Genomic DNA, 21,118 nt, shown 5'->3' on the forward strand with positions numbered 1-21,118 from the left:
CGCAGCCACCGCAGGGGCGCCGTTGCCGACGGGCGCGGACTACTCGACGGTGACCGACTTCGCCAGGTTGCGCGGCTGGTCGACCTCGTGGCCCTTGGCCGTGGCCAGCTCGCAGGCGAAGACCTGCAGCGGCACCGTGGAGACCAGCGGCTGCAGCAGGGTCGGCGTCACCGGGATGCGGATCAGGTGGTCCGCGTACGGGACGACCGCCTCGTCGCCCTCCTCCGCGATGACGATCGTGCGGGCGCCACGGGCCCGGATCTCCTGGATGTTGGAGACGATCTTGTCGTGCAGGATCGACCGCCCGCGCGGCGACGGAACGACCACCACGACCGGCAGCCCCTCCTCGATCAGCGCGATCGGGCCGTGCTTCAGTTCGCCCGCCGCGAAGCCCTCGGCGTGCATGTACGCCAGCTCCTTGAGCTTCAGGGCGCCCTCCAGGGCCACCGGGAAGCCGACGTGGCGGCCGAGGAACAGCACCGAGTTGGCGTCCGCCAGGGAGCGGGCCAGCTCGCGCACCGGCTCCATGGTCTCCAGCACCTGCTCGACCTGCTTCGGCGCGTCGCCGAGCTCCTTGATGACCGCGGAGATCTCGTCGCCCCACTTGGTGCCGCGCACCTGGCCGAGGTAGAGCGCCACCAGGTAGCAGGCCACCAGCTGGGTCAGGAACGCCTTGGTGGAGGCGACCGCGACCTCGGGCCCGGCGTGCGTGTACAGCACCGCGTCCGACTCGCGCGGGATGGTGGAGCCGTTGGTGTTGCAGATCGCCAGCACCTTGGCGCCCTGCTCGCGGGCGTGCCGCAGCGCCATCAGGGTGTCCATGGTCTCGCCGGACTGCGAGATCGCGATGACCAGCGTGCCCGGGCCCATGATCGGGTCGCGGTAGCGGAACTCCGAGGCCACCTCGACCTCGCAGGGGATGCGGGTCCAGTGCTCGATCGCGTACTTGGCGATCATGCCGGCGTGGAACGCCGTGCCGCAGGCGACGATGACGACCTTGTCGACCGAACGCAGGTCGGCGTCGGAGATCCGCAGCTCGTCGAGGGTGAGCCGGCCGTCCGTGCCGATCCGGCCGAGGAGGGTGTCGGCGACGGCCTTCGGCTGCTCGGCGATCTCCTTGAGCATGAAGTAGTCGTAGCCGCCCTTCTCGGCGGCCGAGGCGTCCCAGTCGACGTGGTACTCGCGCACGTCCGCCGGGGTGCCGTCGAAGTTGGTCACCGTCACGCCGTCCCGGCGCAGCTCGACGACCTGGTCCTGGCCCAGCTCGATCGCCTCGCGGGTGTGCGCGATGAACGCGGCCACGTCCGAGGCGAGGAAGTTCTCGCCCTCGCCGCGCCCGACCACCAGCGGCGAGTTGCGGCGGGCGCCGACCACCACGTCCGGCGCGTCGGCGTGCACGGCGACGAGGGTGAAGGCGCCGTCCAGCCGGCTGCAGACCATCCGCATGGCCTCGGCCAGGTCGCCCTCGTACACCTCGGCCAGCAGGTGCGCGACGACCTCGGTGTCGGTCTCCGAGCGCAGCGTGCGGCCGCGCTCGGTCAGCTCCGCCCGCAGCTGGGCGAAGTTCTCGATGATCCCGTTGTGGACCACGGCCACCCGGACGGCGTCGTCCAGGTGGGGGTGGGCGTTGGCGTCCGTCGGGCCGCCGTGGGTGGCCCAGCGGGTGTGCCCGATGCCGGTGGTGCTGCCGGGAAGAGGGGTCTCGGCGAGCGACTTCTCCAGGTTGGCGAGCTTGCCGGCCCGCTTGTCGGTGGCCAGGCTCCACTGCCCGTCGGAGCCCTGCACCTGCAGCGCGACACCGGCCGAGTCGTAGCCCCGGTACTCGAGTCGCTGCAGGCCTGCGATTACTACATCAAGAGCGGGCTGCGAGCCCACGTATCCAACAATTCCGCACATGCGTGCCAGCATAAGGGCGGTTCCGGCGCCCTATTCGCGCCGTTCGTCTCCACCTGGTGCCACAGCGCGTGACAGACACCACAACCGCCGTGAACGCCGCTACGGCCCACAATGGAGCATGTGCTGACCGAACTCTGTACGCGGGGCGCCGCCACGCCCGGCCCGTCCCCGTCGCCCTACGTGGACCTCAGCCGGGCCGAGTGGAGCGCGCTGCGCGAGCGTACGCCGCTGCCGCTGACCGCGGAGGAGGTGGAACGGCTGCGCGGCCTCGGTACCGCCCTCGACCTGGACGAGGTCCGCGACGTCTACCTGCCGCTGTCCCGGCTGCTCAACCTCTACATCCACGCCACCCACGAACTGCGTGGCGCCGTGGGCACCTTCCTGGACACCCCCGACACCGAGCGCACCCGGACCCCCTTCGTCATCGGGGTGGCCGGATCCGTGGCGGTCGGCAAGTCCACCACGGCCCGCCTGCTCCAGGCGCTGCTGGCCCGCTGGCCCGAGCACCCCCGGGTCGAGCTGGTCACCACGGACGGCTTCCTGCTGCCCAACGCGGAGCTGCGCCGGCGCGGTCTGATGGCCCGCAAGGGGTTCCCGGAGTCCTACGACCGCCGGGCGCTGATGCGCTTCGTCGCGGACGTGAAGGCCGGCAAGGACCGGGTCACCGCCCCGGTGTACTCGCACCTGGTGTACGACATCGTGTCCGGGGAGCGGCTCACCGTGGAGCGCCCGGACATCCTGATCGTCGAGGGGCTGAACGTGCTCCAGCCGGCCCTGCCCGGCAACGACGGCCGGACCCGGCTGGCGGTGGCCGACTACTTCGACTTCTCGATCTACGTCGACGCCCGCACGGACGACATCGAGAACTGGTACCTGGACCGGTTCCGCAAGCTGCGGCAGACCGCCTTCCAGGACCCGAACTCCTACTTCCGCCGGTTCACCGAAGTCCCGGAGGAGGAGGCGATGGAGTACGGCCGCCAGGTCTGGCGCACCATCAACAAGCCCAACCTGCTGGAGAACGTGCTGCCCACCCGCGGCCGGGCCACCCTGATCCTGCAGAAGGGCCAGGACCACAAGGTCCGCCGCGCGCTGCTGCGCAAGCTCTGAGCACACCCCCTCCGAACACACCCCGCACGCGACAGGGCCCCCGCCGTACGAGACGGCGGGGGCCCTGTGCGGTAGGGCGGGGGTCAGCCCAGGTGCGTCCGGACCGCCTCGGCCAGGCGCTCGGCGACGGCCTTCGCCTGCACCTGGTCGGCGGCCTCGACCATCACCCGGACCAGCGGCTCGGTGCCCGAGGGGCGCAGCAGCACCCGGCCGGTGGCACCCAGCTCGGCCTCGGCCTCGGCGACGGCCGCGGCCAGCTCGACGCTGCTGTGCACCCGGCTCTTGTCCACGTCCTTGACGTTGATCAGCAGCTGCGGCAGCCGGGTCATCACGGCGGCCAGGTCGGCCAGCGGCTGCTTGGTGGCGGCCAGCCGCGCACCCAGCATCAGACCGGTCAGGGTGCCGTCGCCGGTGGTGGCGTGGTCCAGCAGGATGACGTGGCCGGACTGCTCGCCGCCCAGCGCGAAGCCCTGCTCCTTCATCGCCTCCAGCACGTAGCGGTCGCCGACCGCCGTCTGCACCAGCTCCACGCCCTCGCGCTCCATCGCCAGCTTGAAGCCCAGGTTGGACATCACGGTGGCGACCGCGGTGTTGCGGCGCAGCGTGCCGGCCTCCTTCATGGCGACGGCCAGGATCGCGATGATCTGGTCGCCGTCCACCTCGTTGCCGTCCGCGTCGGCGGCCAGGCAGCGGTCGGCGTCGCCGTCGAGCGCGATGCCGAGGTCGGCCCGGTACTCCTGCATCGCGACGCGCAGCCGGTCCAGGTGGGTGGAGCCGACGCCGTCGTTGATGTTGAGGCCGGTGGGCTCCGCCCCCAGGGTGTGGACGACCTCGGCGCCGGCCCGGGCGAAGGCCTCGGGGGCGACGTAGGCGGCCGCGCCGTGCGCGCCGTCGATGACGACCCGGATGCCGTCCAGGCGGTTGGGCAGCACGCCGATCAGGTGGGCGACGTACTTGTCGAAGCCCTCGGTGTACTCGCGGACCCGGCCGACGTCGGCGCCGGTCGGGCGCTTCCACTCCGAGCTGCCGACGGAGTACGTCCGGTAGTGCGCCTCGATGGCGTCCTCGATCCGGTCGTCCAGCTTGTGGCCGCCCCGGGCGAGGAACTTGATGCCGTTGTCCGGCATGGCGTTGTGGCTGGCGGAGAGCATCACGCCGAAGTCGGCGCCGAGGGCGCCGGTGAGATAGGCCACCGCCGGGGTGGGCAGCACGCCGACCCGCAGTACGTCGACGCCCGCACTGGCCAGGCCCGCGATGACCGCGGCCTCCAGGAACTCGCCCGAGGCGCGCGGGTCACGGCCGACCACCGCGACCGGCCGGTGGCCGTCGAAGGCCCCCGCCTCGCCGAGCACGTGCGCCGCCGCGACCGACAGGCCGAGCGCCAGCTCCGCCGTCAGAGTCTGGTTGGCCACACCGCGTACGCCGTCCGTACCGAAGAGTCGTCCCACTGTCCCGTCCTCCATCACCGCTGCTGGCACTGATCCCGGCAGTAATCCCGGCAGTAAATCCGATCAAATCCCCGGCCGCCGCACAACGGGCGGGGAGCACAACGCCCCGGAGTACACGGGGTACTCCGGGGCGTGAGAGCGCATCCAGGGGTGTGCACCACCAGGGCGGTACGCACCCCTGGGGCGCAATTAGCGCTTGCTGTACTGCGGCGCCTTGCGGGCCTTCTTGAGACCGGCCTTCTTGCGCTCGACGGCGCGGGCGTCACGCATCAGGAAGCCGGCCTTCTTGAGGGCGGCGCGGTTGTTGTCCACGTCGGCCTCGTTCAGGGCGCGGGCCACGCCGAGGCGCAGCGCGTAGGCCTGACCGGACACGCCGCCACCCGAGATGCGGGCGACAACGTCGTAACGGCCGTCAAGCTCGAGGAGCTTGAAGGGCTCGTTCACGGTCTGCTGGTGCACCTTGTTGGGGAAGTAGTTCTCCAGGGTGCGACCGTTGATCTTCCAGACGCCGGTGCCGGGGACGATGCGCACGCGGGCGATCGCCTCCTTGCGGCGGCCGAGGCCGGCGCCCGGGGTGGCCTCGCCGAAGCGACCGGCCAGCGACTCGGAGGTGTAGCTCTCCTCGGAGGTGTACTCGCCCTCGACGACGGTGTCGTCGAACTCGACCTCAAGGGTTTCAGTGGTCTCGGCCACGGTGTTCCTCAGCTCTTTTCAGTGTTGGGGGGCTTGGTGGCCGAATTACTGCGCGACCTGGGTGATCTCGAACGGCACCGGCTGCTGGGCAGCGTGCGGGTGCTGGTCGCCCGAGTAGACCTTCAGCTTCGAGAGCATCTGGCGGCCCAGGCTGTTCTTGGGAACCATGCCCTTGATGGCCTTCTCGACGGCCTTCTCCGGGTTCTTGTCCAGGAGGTCGTCGTAACGGACCGAGCGGAGACCACCCGGGAAACCGCTGTGGCGGTAGGCCAGCTTCTGGGTCTTCTTGTTACCCGACAGGTGCACCTTGTCCGCGTTGATGATGATGACGAAGTCACCAGTGTCAACGTGCGGCGCGTAGATCGCCTTGTGCTTACCCCGGAGGAGGTTGGCGGCCTGGGAGGCCAGGCGGCCGAGCACGACGTCGGTCGCGTCGATGACGTGCCACTGACGCTGGACGTCGCCGGGCTTGGGGCTGTACGTACGCACGGTCGTAGCCTTCGCTTTTCAGTGAGTGAGTCCTGACAGGAGCACCTGGACGAGGGATCAGCCTGGCCCACCTTGGACGCAATTCAAGGGTGGCCGCCGGTCGTCGGCTAGGTGTCTCCGGCGTACCGACCTCTCACGTGAGATGGAGCGAGCCAATACGCACAACAAGCGACCAGCCTACCGGGCAGGCCGACGAGGGTCAAAATCCTCAGCGCTCGCGCTCCACGCGGCTGACGTCCCAGACCGGGTCCGGGGCCTCGTACACCTGTCCGTCCGAGCCGAAGACCAGGAAGCGGTCGAAGGTCTTGGCGAACCAGCGGTCGTGCGTCACACAGAGCACCGTGCCGTCGAAGGCCTCCAGCCCGGCCTGCAGCGCCTCGGCGCTCTCCAGGTCCAGGTTGTCGGTCGGCTCGTCGAGCAGCAGGGCCGTCACACCGGAGAGTTCGAGCTTGAGGATCATCAGCCGGGCCTGCTGCCCGCCGGACAGCGACTCGAACTTCTGCTCCTCCTGGCGGTCCAGCTCGTACCGGCGCAGCGCGCCCATCGCGGCGCCGCGGCTGAGCGCGTGCTCCTCCTCGACGATCGAGCGCACCGTCCGGCCGAACAGCTCCGGGTGGGCGTGGGTCTGCCGGAAGTGGCCGGGCACCACGCGGGCGCCGAGCTTCCAGCTGCCGGTGTGGGCGACCGTCTCGTCCCCCGCCAGCAGCCGCAGGAAGTGCGACTTGCCGGAGCCGTTGGAGCCGAGCACGCCGATCCGCTCGCCGTAGAAGACCTCCAGGTCGAAGGGCTTCATCAGACCGGTGAGCTCCAGCTGCTCCATGGTGAACGAGCGCATGCCGGTGCGCCCGCCCTTGAGCCGCATGGTGATGCTCTGCTCGCGCGGGGGCTCCTCCGGGCGGCCGGCCTCCTCGAACTTCTTCAGCCTGGTCTGCGCGGCGGCGTAGCGGGTGGCGAGCGCGTGGCTGACGGAGGCCGCCTGGCGCAGGGTGACCACCAGCTTCTTGAGCTTGGCGTGCTCCTCGTCCCAGCGCCGGCCGAGCTCCTCGAAGCGCGCGAAGCGGTCCTTGCGGGCCTCGTGGAAGGAGTCGAAGCCGCCGCCGTGCACCCAGACGCTGCTGCCGGCCGCGCCGGACTCGACGCTGATGATCTTCTCGGCCGTCCGGGAGAGCAGCTCGCGGTCGTGGGAGATGTACAGCACCGTCTTGGAGGTGGCCTTGATCGCCTCCTCCAGCCAGCGCTTGCCCGGGACGTCCAGGTAGTTGTCCGGCTCGTCCAGCAGCAGCACCTCCTCGGGGCCGCGCAGCAGCGCCTCCAGCACCAGCCGCTTCTGCTCACCGCCGGAGAGCGTGTTCAGACCGCGCCACTGGGACTTGTCGAAGGGCATGCCGAGGGCCGCCATGGTGCAGACGTCCCAGTCGGTCTCGTAGTCGTAGCCGCCGACGTCCGCCCAGTCGGAGAGCGCCTGGGCGTAGGCCATCTGCGTCTTCTCGTCGTCCTGGGCGATCATCGCGAGCTCGGCGGCGTCCACCGCGCGGGCCGCGACGGCGATCCGCTCGGGGGCGACGGAGACCAGCAGGTCGCGGACGGAGGCGTCGGCGGCGAGCGCCCCGGGCGTCTCGCGCTGGTCCTCGCGGCCGGTGGTGCCGACGAACTGGCGCATCACGCCGAGGCCGCCGCTGATCGTCACCGTGCCGCCGTGCGGCTGGATGTCGCCCGCGATCATGCGCAGCAGCGTGGTCTTGCCGGCCCCGTTTGCGCCCACCAGGGCGACCGCGGAGCCCTCGCCGACCCGGAAGGACGCGTCGTCGAAAAGCACCCGCCCGTCCGGCAGGTAGTACTCAAGGTGCGAAATCTCGACGTGTCCCATACGTCGGATTTTGCTACGTACAGGCCGACGGACCCAAATGCATTTCGGTCCGCCGGCCCGCGGTCAGCCGTCGGACCGCCCGAGCACGAAGGCGGCGAGCCGGTCCAGGCCCTCCTCGATCTCCTGCGGCCGCAGGTGGCTGAAGGAGAGCCGGATCACCCGGCGCGGCTCGGGGTCCGCGTAGAAGTGGTGCAGCGGCGTCCACAGCACCCGGTGCAGCTGCGCGCTGGACTCCAGCAGCGCGTCGTCGGCGGCGAAGGGCACGGTGAGCAGCACGAAGAAGCCGCCCGACGGGGTGTTCCAGGAGACGCCGGGGGCCTTCTCCCCGCCGAACCGCCGCTCCAGCCCGTCCAGCACCTGGCGGAGGTTGCTCCGGTAGGTCTCGATCTCGCGGGTGTTGGCGGCCCGCAGGCTGCACCCGTTCTCCAGCAGCTTCCCGGCGATCACGGCCTGGGCGATCGGCGAGGTGTTCACCGTCACCATGCTCTTGATCTTGGCGAGCTGGTCCGCGAGGGTCTCCGGGCCGCCGTGACCGCCCGCCACGCGCTGGTCCGCGAGCACGTAGCCGACCCGGGCCCCGGGGATCCCGGTCTTCGCGAACGACCCCAGGTAGACCACCCGCGCGGCGTCGTCGAGCGACTTGATCGTCGGCGGGCCGTCCGGGTCGCCGAGCAGGCCGTAGGGGTTGTCCTCCAGGATCAGGAAGTCGTGCTCCGCGGCGAGCTCCAGCAGCCGGCGGCGGGCCTCCAGGCTCAGCCTGACCCCGCTCGGGTTGGCGAAGTCGGGGACGACGTAGCAGGCGCGCGGGGTCAGCCCGTCCGCCTTGGCCCGCTCCACGACGGCGACCAGGTGGTCGAGGTCGATCCCCTCCGGGGTCTCCTCCACCGGCAGCACCGGCATGTCGACCAGCTGGGCCGCCCCGTGCATCCCGACGTAGGCGGGCACCACCGACAGGAGCACGTCGGTGTCGCGGCGGCGCAGGGCGCGCAGCGTCAGGTACAGGGCCTCCTGGCAGCCGACCGTGACCACGATCGACTCCGGGTCCGCCGTGATGCCCTCGTCCACCTCCAGGTGCCGGGCGATCAGCTCGTGGATGATGCCCTTGGTGCGGCCGTACTGCATGACCGTCCGGCTCACCGCGGCCTCGTCGCCGCCCAGGCGCTCCGTCAGGTACCGGCGGTAGGTCTCCAGGTGGCGGTGGATGTCGTCGAGGTCGAAGAAGCCCTCGTACGGGCGCCCGGCCGCGAAGGAGATCGCGTCCGGATAGCGCTGCGCCACCTCGTTGAGGAAGTTCATGGACTCGCTGACCGGCGACCCCAGGGACTCGTGGAGGGTCCCGAGGGCGAGTTCCACCGCTTGGCTGTTCATCGTGCTGAACCACTTTCCCTGTCGTAGTCGGCCCGGACGGTGCGCAGCAGCCGGGCGGCGGCCGGCGAGTCGCAGCCCGCCAGGCCCAGCGCGTCTCGGATCTCCTCGGCGAGGAGCCGCAGGACGGTGTCGGCGCCCGCCTCGCCGCCGACCGCCAGCCCCCACAGCAGCGGGCGGCCGAGCAGGACGCCCGACGCGCCGAGGGCCAGGGCCTTCAGGACGTCCGTACCGGTGCGGATGCCGCTGTCGAAGAGGACCTCGACGCGGTCGCCGACGGCCTCGCGCACCGCGGGGAGCATCGTGGCGGCCGGGACGGCGCCGTCCAGCTGGCGCCCCCCGTGGTTGGAGACCACCAGCGCGTCGACGCCGTGGTCGGCGGCGAGGCGGGCGTCCTCCGGGTCGAGGATCCCCTTGAGGATCAGCGGCAGGCGGGTGCGGGCCCGCAGGCGCTCGACGTGCTCCCAGGTCAGCGCCTCGGTCATGGCGACGCTGGTGTGGGCGGCCACCGCGGAGGCGCCGGGGCGGGCCGTGTGCGCCTCGGAGCCGGTACCGGCCGAGAGGTTGGCCGCGGTGACGTCCGCGGGCAGGCTGAACCGGTTGCGGATGTCGCGCAGCCGCCGTCCCATCCACGGGACGTCGACGGTCAGCATCAGGGCCTCGCAGCCGGCTTCCTCGGCCCGGGCGACCAGGTCGAACAGCCGGGCCTCGTCGCGCAGCCAGTAGAGCTGGAACCAGCTGCGGCCGGCCGCGGCGGCGACCTCCTCCAGCGGGTAGCTGCTCAGCGTCCCGATGGTGAACGGGACCCCGGCGCGGCGGGCCGCGCGGGCGGTGGCCAGTTCGCCCTCGGGGTGGAGCAGCCGGTGGTAGGCCACCGGTGCCACCGCCAGCGGCAGCGCGGCGCCGCGGCCGAGCAGGGTCGTCCCGGCGGTGCAGCCGGAGACGTCCCGCAGGATGCGGGGCACCAGGTGGACGCCGTCCAGCGCGGAGCGGTTGGCCGCCAGCGTGAGCTCGCGGCCGCTGCCCCCGGCGACGAAGTCCCAGACGTCCTTCGGCACCGTGGCGAAGGCGGCGCGCTCGATGTCCGCGAGGCAGACCGGCTCGTCGGCCCCGGTGCCTGCGAAGGCCCCGGCGGTGGTGGGATCCGGTGTCACCACGGGCTCCTGACGGTCCGCAGGGCTCGGTGCGCAGCCCGGAAGGCTCAGTGCCCGGTCCGGAACGCTCACTGCGCGGTGCCGCTCTGCTTGGACCTCTCCAGCTCGACGGCCTCGTAGAGCGCCTTGATGTTCGAGCTGCCGAAGGTCTCGGCGCCGATCCGCTCGATCACCTCGAAGAAGAGGGTACGGCGCGGATGGGTGGAGCGGGTGAAGATCTGGAACAGCTGGCCGCCGTGGTCCTCGTCGACCAGGAGGTTCAACTCCCGCAGCACGTCCAGCTCGTGGTTCTTCGGGGTGATCCGCTCGGTGAGCAGGTCGTAGTACGAGCCCGGGGTGGTCAGGAACGCCACCCCGCGCTCCCGGAGGGCGCGGACGGAGCGTGCGGCGTCCTCGACGGAGAACGCGATGTGCTGGATGCCCGCGCCGTCGTGGCTGGCGAGGAAGCCGTCGATCTGGCCCGGGTCGGCGGTGGTGTCCGGCTCGATGATGGTGAACGTCACCTCGCCGGAGGCGCTCTGGACGACCTTGGAGATCATCGCCTGCGGGCCGACGACGATCCGCTCCTCGAAGATCTCCCGGAAGCCCAGGACGCTCCGGTAGAACTCGACGGTGGGGTCGAGCTCGCCGGCGTTCACGCAGACCGCGAAGTGGTCGATCAGCTGCGCGCCGACCGGACCGGCGCCGCCCTGGCCCTGCCCGGCCGCGGCCGATCCGCCCGGCCCGACCGACCCGGCTGCCGGCTCCGCGACGAAGCCCGGCGGCAGACCGGGCTCCCCGTCGGCGCCGCCCTGGACGAACGTGTGGACCAGGTCGCCGAAGCCGGCGATCGTGGCGGCGGGCGCCGGGCCAGGCCGGCCGACCGCGCTCGCACCGCGCTCCATCGCCGCGGCGAAGGCGGCCGACGCGTCCGCGGTCCGCAGGGCGATGTCCGCGACGCCCTCGCCGTGGCGCCGGACGTAGCCGGTGGCCGGGTGGTCCTCCGCGGTCCCCTCGGTCAGGACCAGCACGACCCGGCCCTGCCGAAGCGCCGCGCTCCGGAATCCCAGCGCCTCGGATCCGCTTCTGCCGATCACCTCGAACGCGTAGTGGTCGACCCACTCCGCGGTCCTTGCCTCAAGATTCTCGACATAGAACTCGACATACTCGATACCGAGATCGGCGGGGAAGACGGATCCGTCCACGATTTGCACGCCTCTAACTTGTTCGTGAGTCACGGCAGTTGTGCCGCGACCTGGTTCGACCGAGGGAAGGAGAGGCTTGCCTCAGCTCTCCTGCACGGCGGCGACGAGGCTCTTCGGGCGCATGTCCGTCCAGGACGCCTCGATGTAGTCGAGGCATTCCTGGCGGGCCGCCTCACCGAAGGCCTTATTCCAGCCGTCGGGCACCTCGGCAAAGGCCGGCCAGAGCGAGTGCTGCCCCTCCGCGTTGACCAGGACGAGGTAGCTGCCGTCCGGGTTCTCAAACGGATTCGTCATTGTTGGAGCCTTTCCGTGGTGGTTCGATGGAGGATCCGGAGATGCCCGCGGGAATATCCGGGCATAGCGGGGCCGACGAATGCGGGGAGGCGCACCCGTTGGCTCACGGACGGAACATCGGATTGGCGATCAGACCCTGATCGCGGAGTCGATACGGAGGAAGAGGTCTCGGAGCACGGCCTCGGCGTGCTCCACGAGGTAGAAGTGGCCGCCGTCGAAGGCGCGCGCGGCGAAGCCGACCCGCGTCACCGCTGACCAGGATTCCATTGAATCCTCGCTCAGCTCAGCGTCCTGGCTTCCATAGTAGGCATAGACAGGAGCGTCCACCATGGCATTCTCGGCCCCAGGGGCCCGATAACGCTCGATCAGCCGGTAGTCGGCACGGATCGCCGGCAGGATCAGCTCCCGCAGGTCCGCGTGCTCGAAGGTGCCGGCCGCCGTCCCGCCCAACAGGCCGACGTCCTCGATGAGTTGAAGGTCACTCGCGTCGGCGAGCCCACGCGGCGCCTCCCGCCCGGGACCGGCCCGGCCGGAGACCGCGAGGGCCGACAGGGTGACACCGCACTCGGCCTGGAGGCGCACGGCGACCTCATGGGCGACCGATGCGCCCATGCTGTGGCCGAAGAACACCAGCGGCGCGTCGGAGAATAGGGAACATTCGCGCACCAGCGGTTCCACGAGCTCCGCCATCGTCTCGACCGGCGGGTCGAGCAGACGGTCCTCCCGCCCCGGATACCGAACCGCCACGATTTCCACACCATCGGGCACGAGTCCGTCCCAGGAGCGGAAAAAGCTTGCCGCGCCGCCCGCGTGGGCGAAACAGACGAGTCGGATCTTCGGGTTCGAAATCGGACGTACGGTCCGAAACCATCGACCGGTCGGTTCTCCGCCCCTGCTGTACATAACAACCCTTCCAGCCCGAACTTCGGGCCGCCCCCGTGCATGGCAAATCACCAGGAGGACACTCCGGCGACAAGCGGACGGAACGTCGGTCCGGTTATCGGGCGGAATGGGGCAGGAGTTTGAGAACGGCGCCCCCCAGCCCCTCCTGTCGCGGACGCACAATCGTGGCCGCACGGATTCAGCTGATCACAGCCCGGTGGACGCGGTCAAGGCAAGATCGGTCATATTCGATCAACTACGGTCGCGGGCGATCGACAGTCAGCTATGCTTCTCGACTGCCTCTGTGATCCGCCGTCAGCCTGGCTGCCGCCAGGCGGTCGTTCACGGCCGGAGGCACCTCAAGAGGGCTGGCCCAGCGGGCCGGCTGCCGCGTCGGGAGGGACTGCGGCACGCCCCCCGCAGCCGACCGCCCCTCTACGTACGCGGACACGCGGACGGGCCATGGCGGTGACGACCTCGCCCCGGCCCGCGTCCGGAATGTGGAATAGAACACACCTGTAGGCGAACGGTGGCAGGCCACCGATGAGTCGAGCGTCACAGGATCCACCGGACGTCCCGTCACCACAGGCACACCATGCCGCCCTGCGCCCAGGTGCACCCGCACCCGGGCGCCGGGGCCAGTCGCCGACGCTCGCCGCCGTCACGCGCGAGGTCAGGCCACCCACGGGTCACCACCCGACGAAGAACGCTGACGAAACCGGAGCGCCGAAGCATGTTGGACACCCAGGCCGAGACCCTTCCCCTGCTCGCCGGCCAGTCCGGCATGTGGTTCGCCCAGCAGCTGGACCCGGCGAGCCCCGCCTACCAGATCGCCGAGTGCGTGGAGATCCACGGCCCCGTCGACGCCCGGCTCTTCGAGCTGGCCCTGCGTCAGGTGCTCCACGAGGCCGAGGGCTTCCGGCTGTGCTTCGTCGAGTCCGACAACGGCGTCCGCCAGCGCATCAACCCCTACACCGACTGGCCGCTGCACCTGGTGGACGTCTCGGCCGAGCCCGACCCGTGGGCCGCCGCGCAGGCCTGGATGTGGACCGACCTGAAGCGCCCCTGCGACCTTCAGCAGGGACCGCACTTCACCATGGCGCTCCTGCGCGCCGGCGACAACCGCTTCATCTGGTACCAGCGCGCCCACCACGGGGTCGTCGACGGCTACAGCGGTTCGCTCATGGCGGCCCGCGCCGCCGAGCTCTACACCGCCCTGGTCGAGGGGCGCCCCGACGAGGGCAGCCCGCTCCCGCCCTTCCAGCACCTGCTGGACGACGAGGCCGCCTACCGCGGCTCCGAGCAGCACGTCGAGGACCGCCGGTACTGGCTGGAGCGCCTCGCCGACCGCCCCGAGCCGGTCAGCCTCGCCGGCCGCTTCGCGCCGCCCGCCCGCGGCCACCTGCGCCACACGGTCGACCTCGGCGTCGAGCACTCCGCCCACCTGAAGGCCGCCGCCCGCCGCCTCGGCGTCGGCTGGTCCGCCTTCGTCCTGGCCGCGACCGCCGCCTACACCCACCGCCTCACCGGCGCCCACGACGTCGTCCTGGGCATGCCCGTGATGAGCCGCTCGGGCCGGACCATCCGCGCGATCCCCGGCATGCTCACCAACGTCCTGCCGCTGCGCCTGACCGTCGGCCCCGAGCTGACCCTGGTCGAGCTGGTCAAGCAGACCAGCGCCGCCGCCCGCCAGGACCTGCGCCACCAGCGCTACCGCTACGAGGAGATGCGCCGGGAGCTCGGCCTGGCCGGCGCCTCCGGGCCGCTCGTCGGCGCCACCGTCAACATCCAGGCGTTCAACTACGACCTGACCTTCGGCGGACACCCGTCCACCGCCCACAACCTCACCAACGGCCCGGTCGAGGACCTCTCCTTCGTCGTCTACGACCGCGCCGCCGGGCAGGGCATGCTCTTCGCCCTCGACGCCAACCCCGCGGTCTACGACGCCGAGCAGGTCGCCGAGCACGCCGACCGCTTCATCCGCTTCCTCGACGCGCTCGCCGCGGCCGACGAGCACCAGCCGATCGGCCGGGTCGAGCTGCTGACCGGGGACGAGCGCCGGCGGACGCTGACCGAGTGGAACGACACCGCGGCCGCCGTCCCGGGCGGGGTGCTGCCGGAGCTGTTCCAGGCCCAGGTCGCCCGCACCCCCGAGGCCACCGCCCTCGTGTTCCAGGACACCGAGGTCCCCTACACCGAGCTGAACGAGCGGGCCAACCGGCTCGCCCGGCTGCTGATCGAGCGCGGGGCGGGCCCGGAGCGGCTGGTCGCACTGGCCGTGCCGCGCTCCGTCGAGATGGTGGTGGCGCTGCTCGCCGTCGTCAAGACCGGCGCCGCCTACCTGCCGGTCGACCCGGAGTACCCGGCCGAGCGGATCGCCTACATGCTGGCCGACGCCGAGCCGGCCCTGGTGCTGGCCGGCACCCGGACCGAGGCCGGCCTGCGCGCCGCCACCCCGGCGCCCATGCTCGTCGTCGACGCCCCGGAGCTGGCCGCCGAGCTCGAACGGTTCCCCGCCACCGACCCGGTCGACGAGGACCGGACCGCCCCGCTGCGCCCGGAGCACCCCGCCTACGTGCTCTACACCTCCGGGTCGACCGGCCGCCCCAAGGGCGTCGTCGGCCTGCACGCCAGCGCCGCCAACCTGCTGACCGCGATCGCCCGCAGCTACCCGTACCGGCCGGGCGCGCCGACCCTGGCGAAGAGCTCCATGAGCTTCGTCGACGGCTCCACCGAACTGCTCGGCTCGCTGCTCCACGGCGACCCGGTCGTCCTGGCCGACGCGGCCTCCGCCAAGGACCCGCTGGCCCTGGCCCAGTTGATCGCCCGACACCGGATCGGCCGCATCACCGTCGTGCCGAGCCTGCTCGCCGCCCTGCTGGAGGTCGGCACCCCGCTGCTGGCCTCGTGCACCCACTGGGTGACCACCGGTGAGAACATCCCGCAGTACCTGGCGGAGCGGTTCGCCGAGGCGCTGCCGAACGCCCGGCTGCTCAACTTCTACGGCGCCTCCGAGACCAGCGGCGACGTGCTGTTCGGCGACTGCGGGGCGACCGAGACCCCGATCGGGCGTCCGATCGCCAACACCCGGGTCTACGTCCTGGACAACTCGCTGCAGCCGGCCCCGGTCGGTGTGACGGGTGAACTGTACGTCGCGGGCGCCGCGTTGGCGCGCGGCTACCTGGGCCGTCCGGAGCTGACGGCCGACCGGTTCGTGGCCGACCCGTTCGGCCCGGCCGGCGGGCGGATGTACCGCACCGGCGACCTGGTCCGGTGGAGCGCGGCGGGCAGCCTGGAGTTCGCCGGCCGGGCCGACGCGCAGGTGAAGATCCGCGGCTTCCGAATCGAGCTCGGCGAGGTCGAGTCCGCACTGGCCGGCCACCCCTCGGTAGGCCGGGCCAGCGTCGTGGTGCGCGAGGACCGCCCCGGGGACCAGCGGCTGGTCGGCTACGTCGTCCCGGCCGCGGAGACCGCGGAGTCCGCGGAGCCTGTGGAGCCCGTGGACGGCGAACTGCTGCGCAGGCACGTCGCGTCGGAGCTGCCGGAGTACATGGTCCCGAGCGCGGTGGTGGTGCTGGACTCGCTGCCGCTGACGCCCAGCGGGAAGGTCGACCGGCTGGCGCTGCCCGCGCCGGACTACGCGGCCGGCGCCTCCGGGCGGGCGCCCTCGTCGCGGCAGGAGGAGATCCTCTGCGGCGTCTTCGCCGAGGTGCTCGGCGTGGCCTCGGTGGGCGTGGACGACAGCTTCTTCGAGCTCGGCGGCCACTCGCTGCTCGGGACCCGGCTGATGAGCCGGATCCGCGCGGTGCTGGGTGTCGAGGTCGGCATCCGCGCCCTGTTCGAGGCCCCGACCGTCGCCGGCCTGGCCGCCCGTCTGGGCGGGGCCGACGCCGCCCGACCCGCGCTGACCGCGGGCGAGCGCCCGAGCATGGTGCCGCTGTCCGCCGCCCAGCGCCGGCTCTGGTTCCTCGGCGAGCTCGAAGGCCCCAGCGCCACCTACAACATCCCCGCCGCGCTGCGGCTGACCGGCACCCTGGACCGGGACGCCCTGCGGGCCGCCCTCGGCGATGTCACCGATCGCCACGAGGTGCTGCGCACCGTCTTCCGCACCGCCGACGGCCAGCCCCACCAGCACGTCCTCGACCCCGCGGCGGTCACCCTCGACCTGCCCGTCACCTCGCTCACCGAGGCCGACCTGGAGCAGGCCCTGGCCCGCGCGGCCGGGTACGTCTTCGACCTGTCCACCGAAGTACCGCTGCGCGCCGAGCTGTTCAGCGTCTCCGCGGACGAGCACGTGCTCGTCCTGGTCGTCCACCACATCGCGGGCGACGGCTGGTCCATGGGCCCGCTCGCCCGCGACCTCTCCGAGGCCTACGCCGCCCGGCTCGAAGGCGCCGCCCCCGCGTGGCAGCCGCTGCCCGTGCAGTACGCCGACTACACCCTGTGGCAGCAGCAGCTCCTCGGCGAGGACACCGACCCCGAGAGCGTGCTGTCCCAGCAGCTCACCCACTGGCGCAAGGCCCTGGCCGACCTGCCGGAAGAGCTCCAGCTGCCCACCGACCGCCCCCGCCCGGCCGTCGCCACCCACCACGGCGCCACCCTGCCCCTCCAGGTCCCCGCCGAGCTGCACCAGCAGCTCAGCGACCTGGCCCGCTCCCGCGGCGTGACCCTCTTCATGGTCCTCCAGGCCGGACTCGCGACCCTGCTCAACCGCCTCGGCGCGGGCACCGACATCCCCGTCGGCACCCCCATCGCCGGACGCACCGACGAAGCCCTCGACGACCTGGTCGGCTTCTTCGTCAACACCCTCGTCATGCGCACCGACCTCAGCGGCGACCCCACCTTCGGCGACCTCCTCAGCCAGGTGCAGGACGCCGGCCTCGGCGCCTTCGCCCACCAGGACATCCCCTTCGAGCGCCTCGTCGAGGAGCTCGCCCCCACCCGCTCAATGGCCCGGCACCCGCTCTTCCAGGTCATCCTCACGCTGCAGAACACCACCGCGGCCGTCGTCGAACTCCCGGGCCTTGCGACCGAGTTGGTGCCGACCGGGCAGGCCCCGGCCAAGTTCGACCTGGACTTCCAGCTCAACGAGTCCTTCGACACCACCGGCCGGGCCGCCGGCCTCCACGGCCTGGTCACCTTCGCGACCGACCTGTTCGACCAGCGCACGGCCGAGGCGATCGCGCAGCGCTTCGTCCGGGTCCTGACGGCCGCCGTCGCCGACCCCGAGCAGCCCGTCAGCCGGATCGAGATCCTCGACGCCGACGAGCGCGCCCTGATCCTCACCGGCTGGAACGACACCGCCCGGGACCTGCCGACCGGCACCCTGCCCGAGCTGTTCGAGGCCCAGGCGGCCCGGACGCCCGACGCCACCGCCGTGGTGTTCACGGACACCCGGCTCAGCTACGCCGAGCTGAATGCCCGCGCCAACCGCCTCGCCCGCCTGCTGACCGAGCAGGGCGTCGGCCCTGAGCAGCTCGTGGCGCTGGCCCTGCCGCGCTCCGCGGAGATGGTGGTGGCGCTGCTCGCCGTGCTCAAGGCCGGCGGCGCCTACCTGCCGATCGACCCGGACTACCCCGCCGACCGCATCACCTACATGCTCGGCGACGCCCGGCCCGCCCTGGTCATCACCAGCCGGTCCGTCCAGGACTCCCTGCCCGACGGCACCGCGCGGATCGTCCTCGACGACCCCGACACCGTCGCCCGAGTGGCCGGCCTCGACGCCGCCAACCCCCGGCCCGGTCTGCTGCCGAACCACCCCGCGTACGTCATCTACACCTCCGGCTCCACCGGCCGCCCCAAGGGCGTCGTCGTCCCGCACGGCAACGTGGCCCGTCTGCTGTCCGGGACCGACCACTGGTTCCACTTCGGCACCGGCGACGTGTGGACCTGGTTCCACTCCTTCGCCTTCGACTTCTCCGTCTGGGAGCTGTGGGGCGCCCTCCTCAGGGGCGGACGCCTCGTCGTCGTGCCCTTCGACGTCTCCCGCTCCCCGCAGGACTTCCTCGGCCTCCTCGTCCGCGAGGAGGTCACCGTCCTCAACCAGACCCCCTCCGCCTTCTACCAGTTGATGCAGGCCGACGCTCAGAACCCCGACCTCGGCCGTCAACTCGCCCTGCGCACCGTTGTCTTCGGCGGCGAGGCGCTCGACCTCAAGCGCCTGCGCGACTGGTACAGCCGGCACCAGGACGACGCCCCGCTGCTCGTCAACATGTACGGCATCACCGAAACCACCGTGCACGTCAGCTACATGGCCCTCGACTCCGCCATCAGCGCCGACGCCGGCATCGGCAGCGTCATCGGCGTCGGCATCCCCGACCTGCGCCTGTACGTCCTCGACGGCGGGCTACAGCTCGTCCCGGCCGGCACCGCCGGCGAGCTGTACGTGGCGGGTGCGGGGCTGGCCCGCGGCTACCTGAACCGCCCGGGCCTGTCGGCCGAGCGCTTCGTCGCCGACCCGTTCGGCGAGGCCGGCGAGCGGATGTACCGCACCGGTGACCTGGTGCGCTGGCGCGCCGACGGCACCCTGGAGTTCGCCGGCCGCGCCGACGACCAGGTGAAGATCCGCGGCTTCCGGATCGAGCTCGGCGAGGTCGAGTCCGCACTGGCCGCGCACCCGGCCGTCGCCCAGGCCACCATCACCGTCCGCGAGGACACCCCCGGCGACAAGCGTCTGGTCGGCTACGTCGTCCCGACCCGGGGCGGCGACGACCACGCGGCGCTCACCGCCGGCATCCGCGGCGACCTCCAGCAGCACCTGCCGGAGTACATGGTCCCGAGCGCGATCGTGGTGCTGGAGGCCCTGCCGCTGACCGCCAACGGCAAGCTCGACCGCAAGGCCCTGCCCGCGCCCCGGTACACCGCCGCCACGGCGGGCCGCGCGCCCCGCACCGTGCAGGAGGAGATCCTCTGCGGCGTCTTCGCCGAGGTGCTCGGCGTGGCCTCGGTGGGCGTGGACGACAGCTTCTTCGAGCTCGGCGGCCACTCCCTGCTGGCCACCCGCCTGGTCAGCCGGATCCGCGCGGTACTGGGTGTCGAGGTCGGCATCCGCGCCCTGTTCGAGGCCCCGACCGTCGCCGGCCTGGCCGAGCGCCTGGGCGGGGCCGGCACGACCCGGCTCGCGCTGACCGCGGGCGAGCGCCCGAGCGTGGTGCCGCTGTCCGCCGCCCAGCGCCGGCTCTGGTTCCTCGGCGAGCTCGAAGGCCCCAGCGCCATCTACAACATCCCCGCCGCACTGCGGCTGACGGGCGCCCTGGACCGGGACGCCCTGCGGGGCGCGCTGCACGACGTGCTGGCCCGCCACGAGGTCCTGCGCACGGTGTTCCGCACCGCCGACGGCCAGCCCCACCAGCACGTCCTCGACCCCGCGACGGTCACCCTCGACCTGCCCGTCACCTCGCTCACCGAGGCCGACCTGGAGCAGGCCCTCGCCGACGCGGCCGGGTACGTCTTCGACCTGTCCACCGAAGTACCGCTGCGCGCCGAGCTGTTCAGCGTCTCCGCGGACGAGCACGTGCTCGTCCTGGTCGTGCACCACATCGCGGGCGACGGCTGGTCCATGGGCCCGCTCGCCCGCGACATCTCCACCGCGTACTCCGCGCGGCTCGACGGCGCCGCCCCCGCGTGGACGGCGCTGCCGGTGCAGTACGCCGACTACACCCTGTGGCAGCAGCAGCTCCTCGGTGACGACACCGACCCCGAGAGCGTGCTGTCCCAGCAGCTCGCCCACTGGCGCGAGGCGCTCGCCGGTCTGCCGGAGGAGCTTCAGCTGCCCACCGACCGGCCCCGCCCGGCCGTCGCCACCCACCAGGGCGCGACGCACGACCTGGACATCCCCGCCGAACTGCACGAGCAGCTCAGCGACCTGGCCCGCTCCCGCGGCGTGACCCTGTTCATGGTCCTGCAGGCAGCCCTCTCCACCCTGCTCAACCGCCTGGGCGCCGGCACCGACATCCCCGTCGGCACCCCCATCGCCGGACGCACCGACGAAGCCCTCGACGACCTGGTCGGCTTCTTCGTCAACACCCTCGTCATGCGCACCGACCTCAGCGGCGACCCCACCTTCGGCGAGCTCCTCACCCGCGTCCAGGACAGCGGACTCGGTGCCTTCGCCAACCAGGACGTCCCCTTCGAGCGCCTCGTCGAGGACCTCGCCCCGACTCGCTCGATGGCCCGGCACCCGCTGTTCCAGGTCATGCTCACCCTCCAGAACAACACCGAGGCCGCCCTCGAACTCCCGGGTATCGAGGCCGTGTTGGTGGCGACCGGTCAGCTCCCTGCCAAGTTCGACCTGGACTTCCAGCTCCGTGAGCTGCACGACGCGCACGGGAAGGCGGTCGGCCTGCACGGCGCGCTGACCTACGCCACCGACCTCTTCGACGAGGCGACCACCGAGGCGATCGCGCAGCGTTTCGTGCGGGTGCTGCGTGCCGCCGTCGCGGAACCCGAGCAGCCCGTCAGCCGCATCGAGATCCTGGACGCCGACGAGCGTGCCCTGATCCTCACCGGCTGGAACGACACCGACCGCGAACTGCCCGCCACCACCCTGCCCGAACTGTTCCACGCCCAGGTCGCCCGCACCCCCGACGCCACCGCCCTCGTCTTCGATGACACCGAGCTCACCTACGCCGAGCTCAACGAGCGAGCCAACCGCCTCGCCCACCTCCTGACCGAGCACGGAGCCGGCCCGGAGACCCTCGTCGGCGTCCACATGGAACGCTCCACCGACCTCGTCACCGC

At 71.9% G+C, this 21,118-nt stretch carries 12 protein-coding genes; 2 read left to right on the forward strand and 10 right to left on the reverse strand.

The annotated features are described in order from the left end of the window. Positions 1-39: 39 nt before the first annotated feature. A complete protein-coding gene (gene glmS / locus ACGFZP_RS32695) occupies positions 40-1,896 on the reverse strand; it encodes a glutamine--fructose-6-phosphate transaminase (isomerizing) (RefSeq protein ID WP_392939857.1) in 1,857 nt (618 codons plus the stop codon). A 111-nt stretch (positions 1,897-2,007) separates the two neighbouring features. Between glmS and coaA the strand changes: the two genes are divergently transcribed. After that, a complete protein-coding gene (coaA, locus tag ACGFZP_RS32700) occupies positions 2,008-3,003 on the forward strand; it encodes a type I pantothenate kinase (protein WP_392939859.1) in 996 nt (331 codons plus the stop codon). Positions 3,004-3,086: 83 nt separating this feature from the next. Here the strand turns inward: coaA and glmM are convergent, their stop codons facing one another. The 9 genes from glmM to ACGFZP_RS32745 all read right to left on the reverse strand — a co-directional run bounded on the left by glmM (position 3,087) and on the right by ACGFZP_RS32745 (position 12,400). Next, positions 3,087-4,451 carry a phosphoglucosamine mutase gene (gene glmM / locus ACGFZP_RS32705; RefSeq protein ID WP_387948295.1) on the reverse strand — a complete coding sequence of 455 codons (1,365 nt, stop codon included), beginning with the start codon at positions 4,449-4,451 and terminating at the stop codon, positions 3,087-3,089. A 189-nt stretch (positions 4,452-4,640) separates the two neighbouring features. Continuing rightward, on the reverse strand, positions 4,641-5,144 hold the full coding sequence (rpsI, locus tag ACGFZP_RS32710) for a 30S ribosomal protein S9 (protein ID WP_387948293.1): 504 nt from the start codon (positions 5,142-5,144) through the stop codon (positions 4,641-4,643). Between the two features lie 45 nt (positions 5,145-5,189). Next, on the reverse strand, positions 5,190-5,633 hold the full coding sequence (gene rplM / locus ACGFZP_RS32715) for a 50S ribosomal protein L13 (protein WP_363605520.1): 444 nt from the start codon (positions 5,631-5,633) through the stop codon (positions 5,190-5,192). Between the two features lie 208 nt (positions 5,634-5,841). Beyond that, the gene (locus ACGFZP_RS32720; protein ID WP_392939862.1) at positions 5,842-7,500 is read right to left on the reverse strand and encodes an ABC-F family ATP-binding cassette domain-containing protein; all 1,659 of its coding nucleotides are present in this window, start codon (positions 7,498-7,500) and stop codon (positions 5,842-5,844) included. A gap of 63 nt (positions 7,501-7,563) precedes the next feature. Then, complete coding sequence (locus ACGFZP_RS32725; protein ID WP_392939863.1) at positions 7,564-8,868, reverse strand: PLP-dependent aminotransferase family protein; 1,305 nt, start codon at positions 8,866-8,868, stop codon at positions 7,564-7,566. After that, positions 8,865-10,019, reverse strand: coding sequence for an alpha-hydroxy acid oxidase (locus ACGFZP_RS32730; RefSeq protein WP_392939865.1), 1,155 nt, complete (start codon positions 10,017-10,019; stop codon positions 8,865-8,867). Before ACGFZP_RS32730 ends, ACGFZP_RS32725 begins: the two co-directional genes overlap by 4 nt. Positions 10,020-10,087: 68 nt before the next feature. Beyond that, a complete protein-coding gene (gene hppD, locus ACGFZP_RS32735; RefSeq protein ID WP_392939867.1) occupies positions 10,088-11,212 on the reverse strand; it encodes a 4-hydroxyphenylpyruvate dioxygenase in 1,125 nt (374 codons plus the stop codon). A 72-nt stretch (positions 11,213-11,284) separates the two neighbouring features. Continuing rightward, positions 11,285-11,497 (reverse strand): MbtH family protein, encoded by a 213-nt coding sequence (locus ACGFZP_RS32740; RefSeq protein ID WP_392939869.1) that lies wholly within the window; start codon positions 11,495-11,497, stop codon positions 11,285-11,287. A gap of 129 nt (positions 11,498-11,626) precedes the next feature. Beyond that, complete coding sequence (locus tag ACGFZP_RS32745; RefSeq protein WP_392939871.1) at positions 11,627-12,400, reverse strand: thioesterase II family protein; 774 nt, start codon at positions 12,398-12,400, stop codon at positions 11,627-11,629. A gap of 712 nt (positions 12,401-13,112) precedes the next feature. On the opposite strand from ACGFZP_RS32745, the gene ACGFZP_RS32750 reads away from it, so the two are divergent. Continuing rightward, the coding region (locus ACGFZP_RS32750; RefSeq protein ID WP_392939873.1) for an amino acid adenylation domain-containing protein at positions 13,113-21,118 on the forward strand (8,006 nt) is incomplete at its 3' end.

The organism is Kitasatospora sp. NPDC048239, assembly GCF_043202015.1.
GTDB lineage: Bacteria > Actinomycetota > Actinomycetes > Streptomycetales > Streptomycetaceae > Kitasatospora.

Bases quoted from the DNA above. Each gene is read 5' to 3' on its own strand.
- glmS (WP_392939857.1), bottom strand. From the start codon at position 1,896: ATGTGCGGAATTGTTGGATACGTGGGCTCGCAGCCCGCTCTTGATGTA.
- coaA (WP_392939859.1), top strand. From the start codon at position 2,008: ATGGAGCATGTGCTGACCGAACTCTGTACGCGGGGCGCCGCCACGCCC.
- ACGFZP_RS32720 (WP_392939862.1), bottom strand. From the start codon at position 7,500: ATGGGACACGTCGAGATTTCGCACCTTGAGTACTACCTGCCGGACGGG.
- ACGFZP_RS32725 (WP_392939863.1), bottom strand. From the start codon at position 8,868: ATGAACAGCCAAGCGGTGGAACTCGCCCTCGGGACCCTCCACGAGTCC.
- ACGFZP_RS32740 (WP_392939869.1), bottom strand. From the start codon at position 11,497: ATGACGAATCCGTTTGAGAACCCGGACGGCAGCTACCTCGTCCTGGTC.
- ACGFZP_RS32745 (WP_392939871.1), bottom strand. From the start codon at position 12,400: ATGTACAGCAGGGGCGGAGAACCGACCGGTCGATGGTTTCGGACCGTA.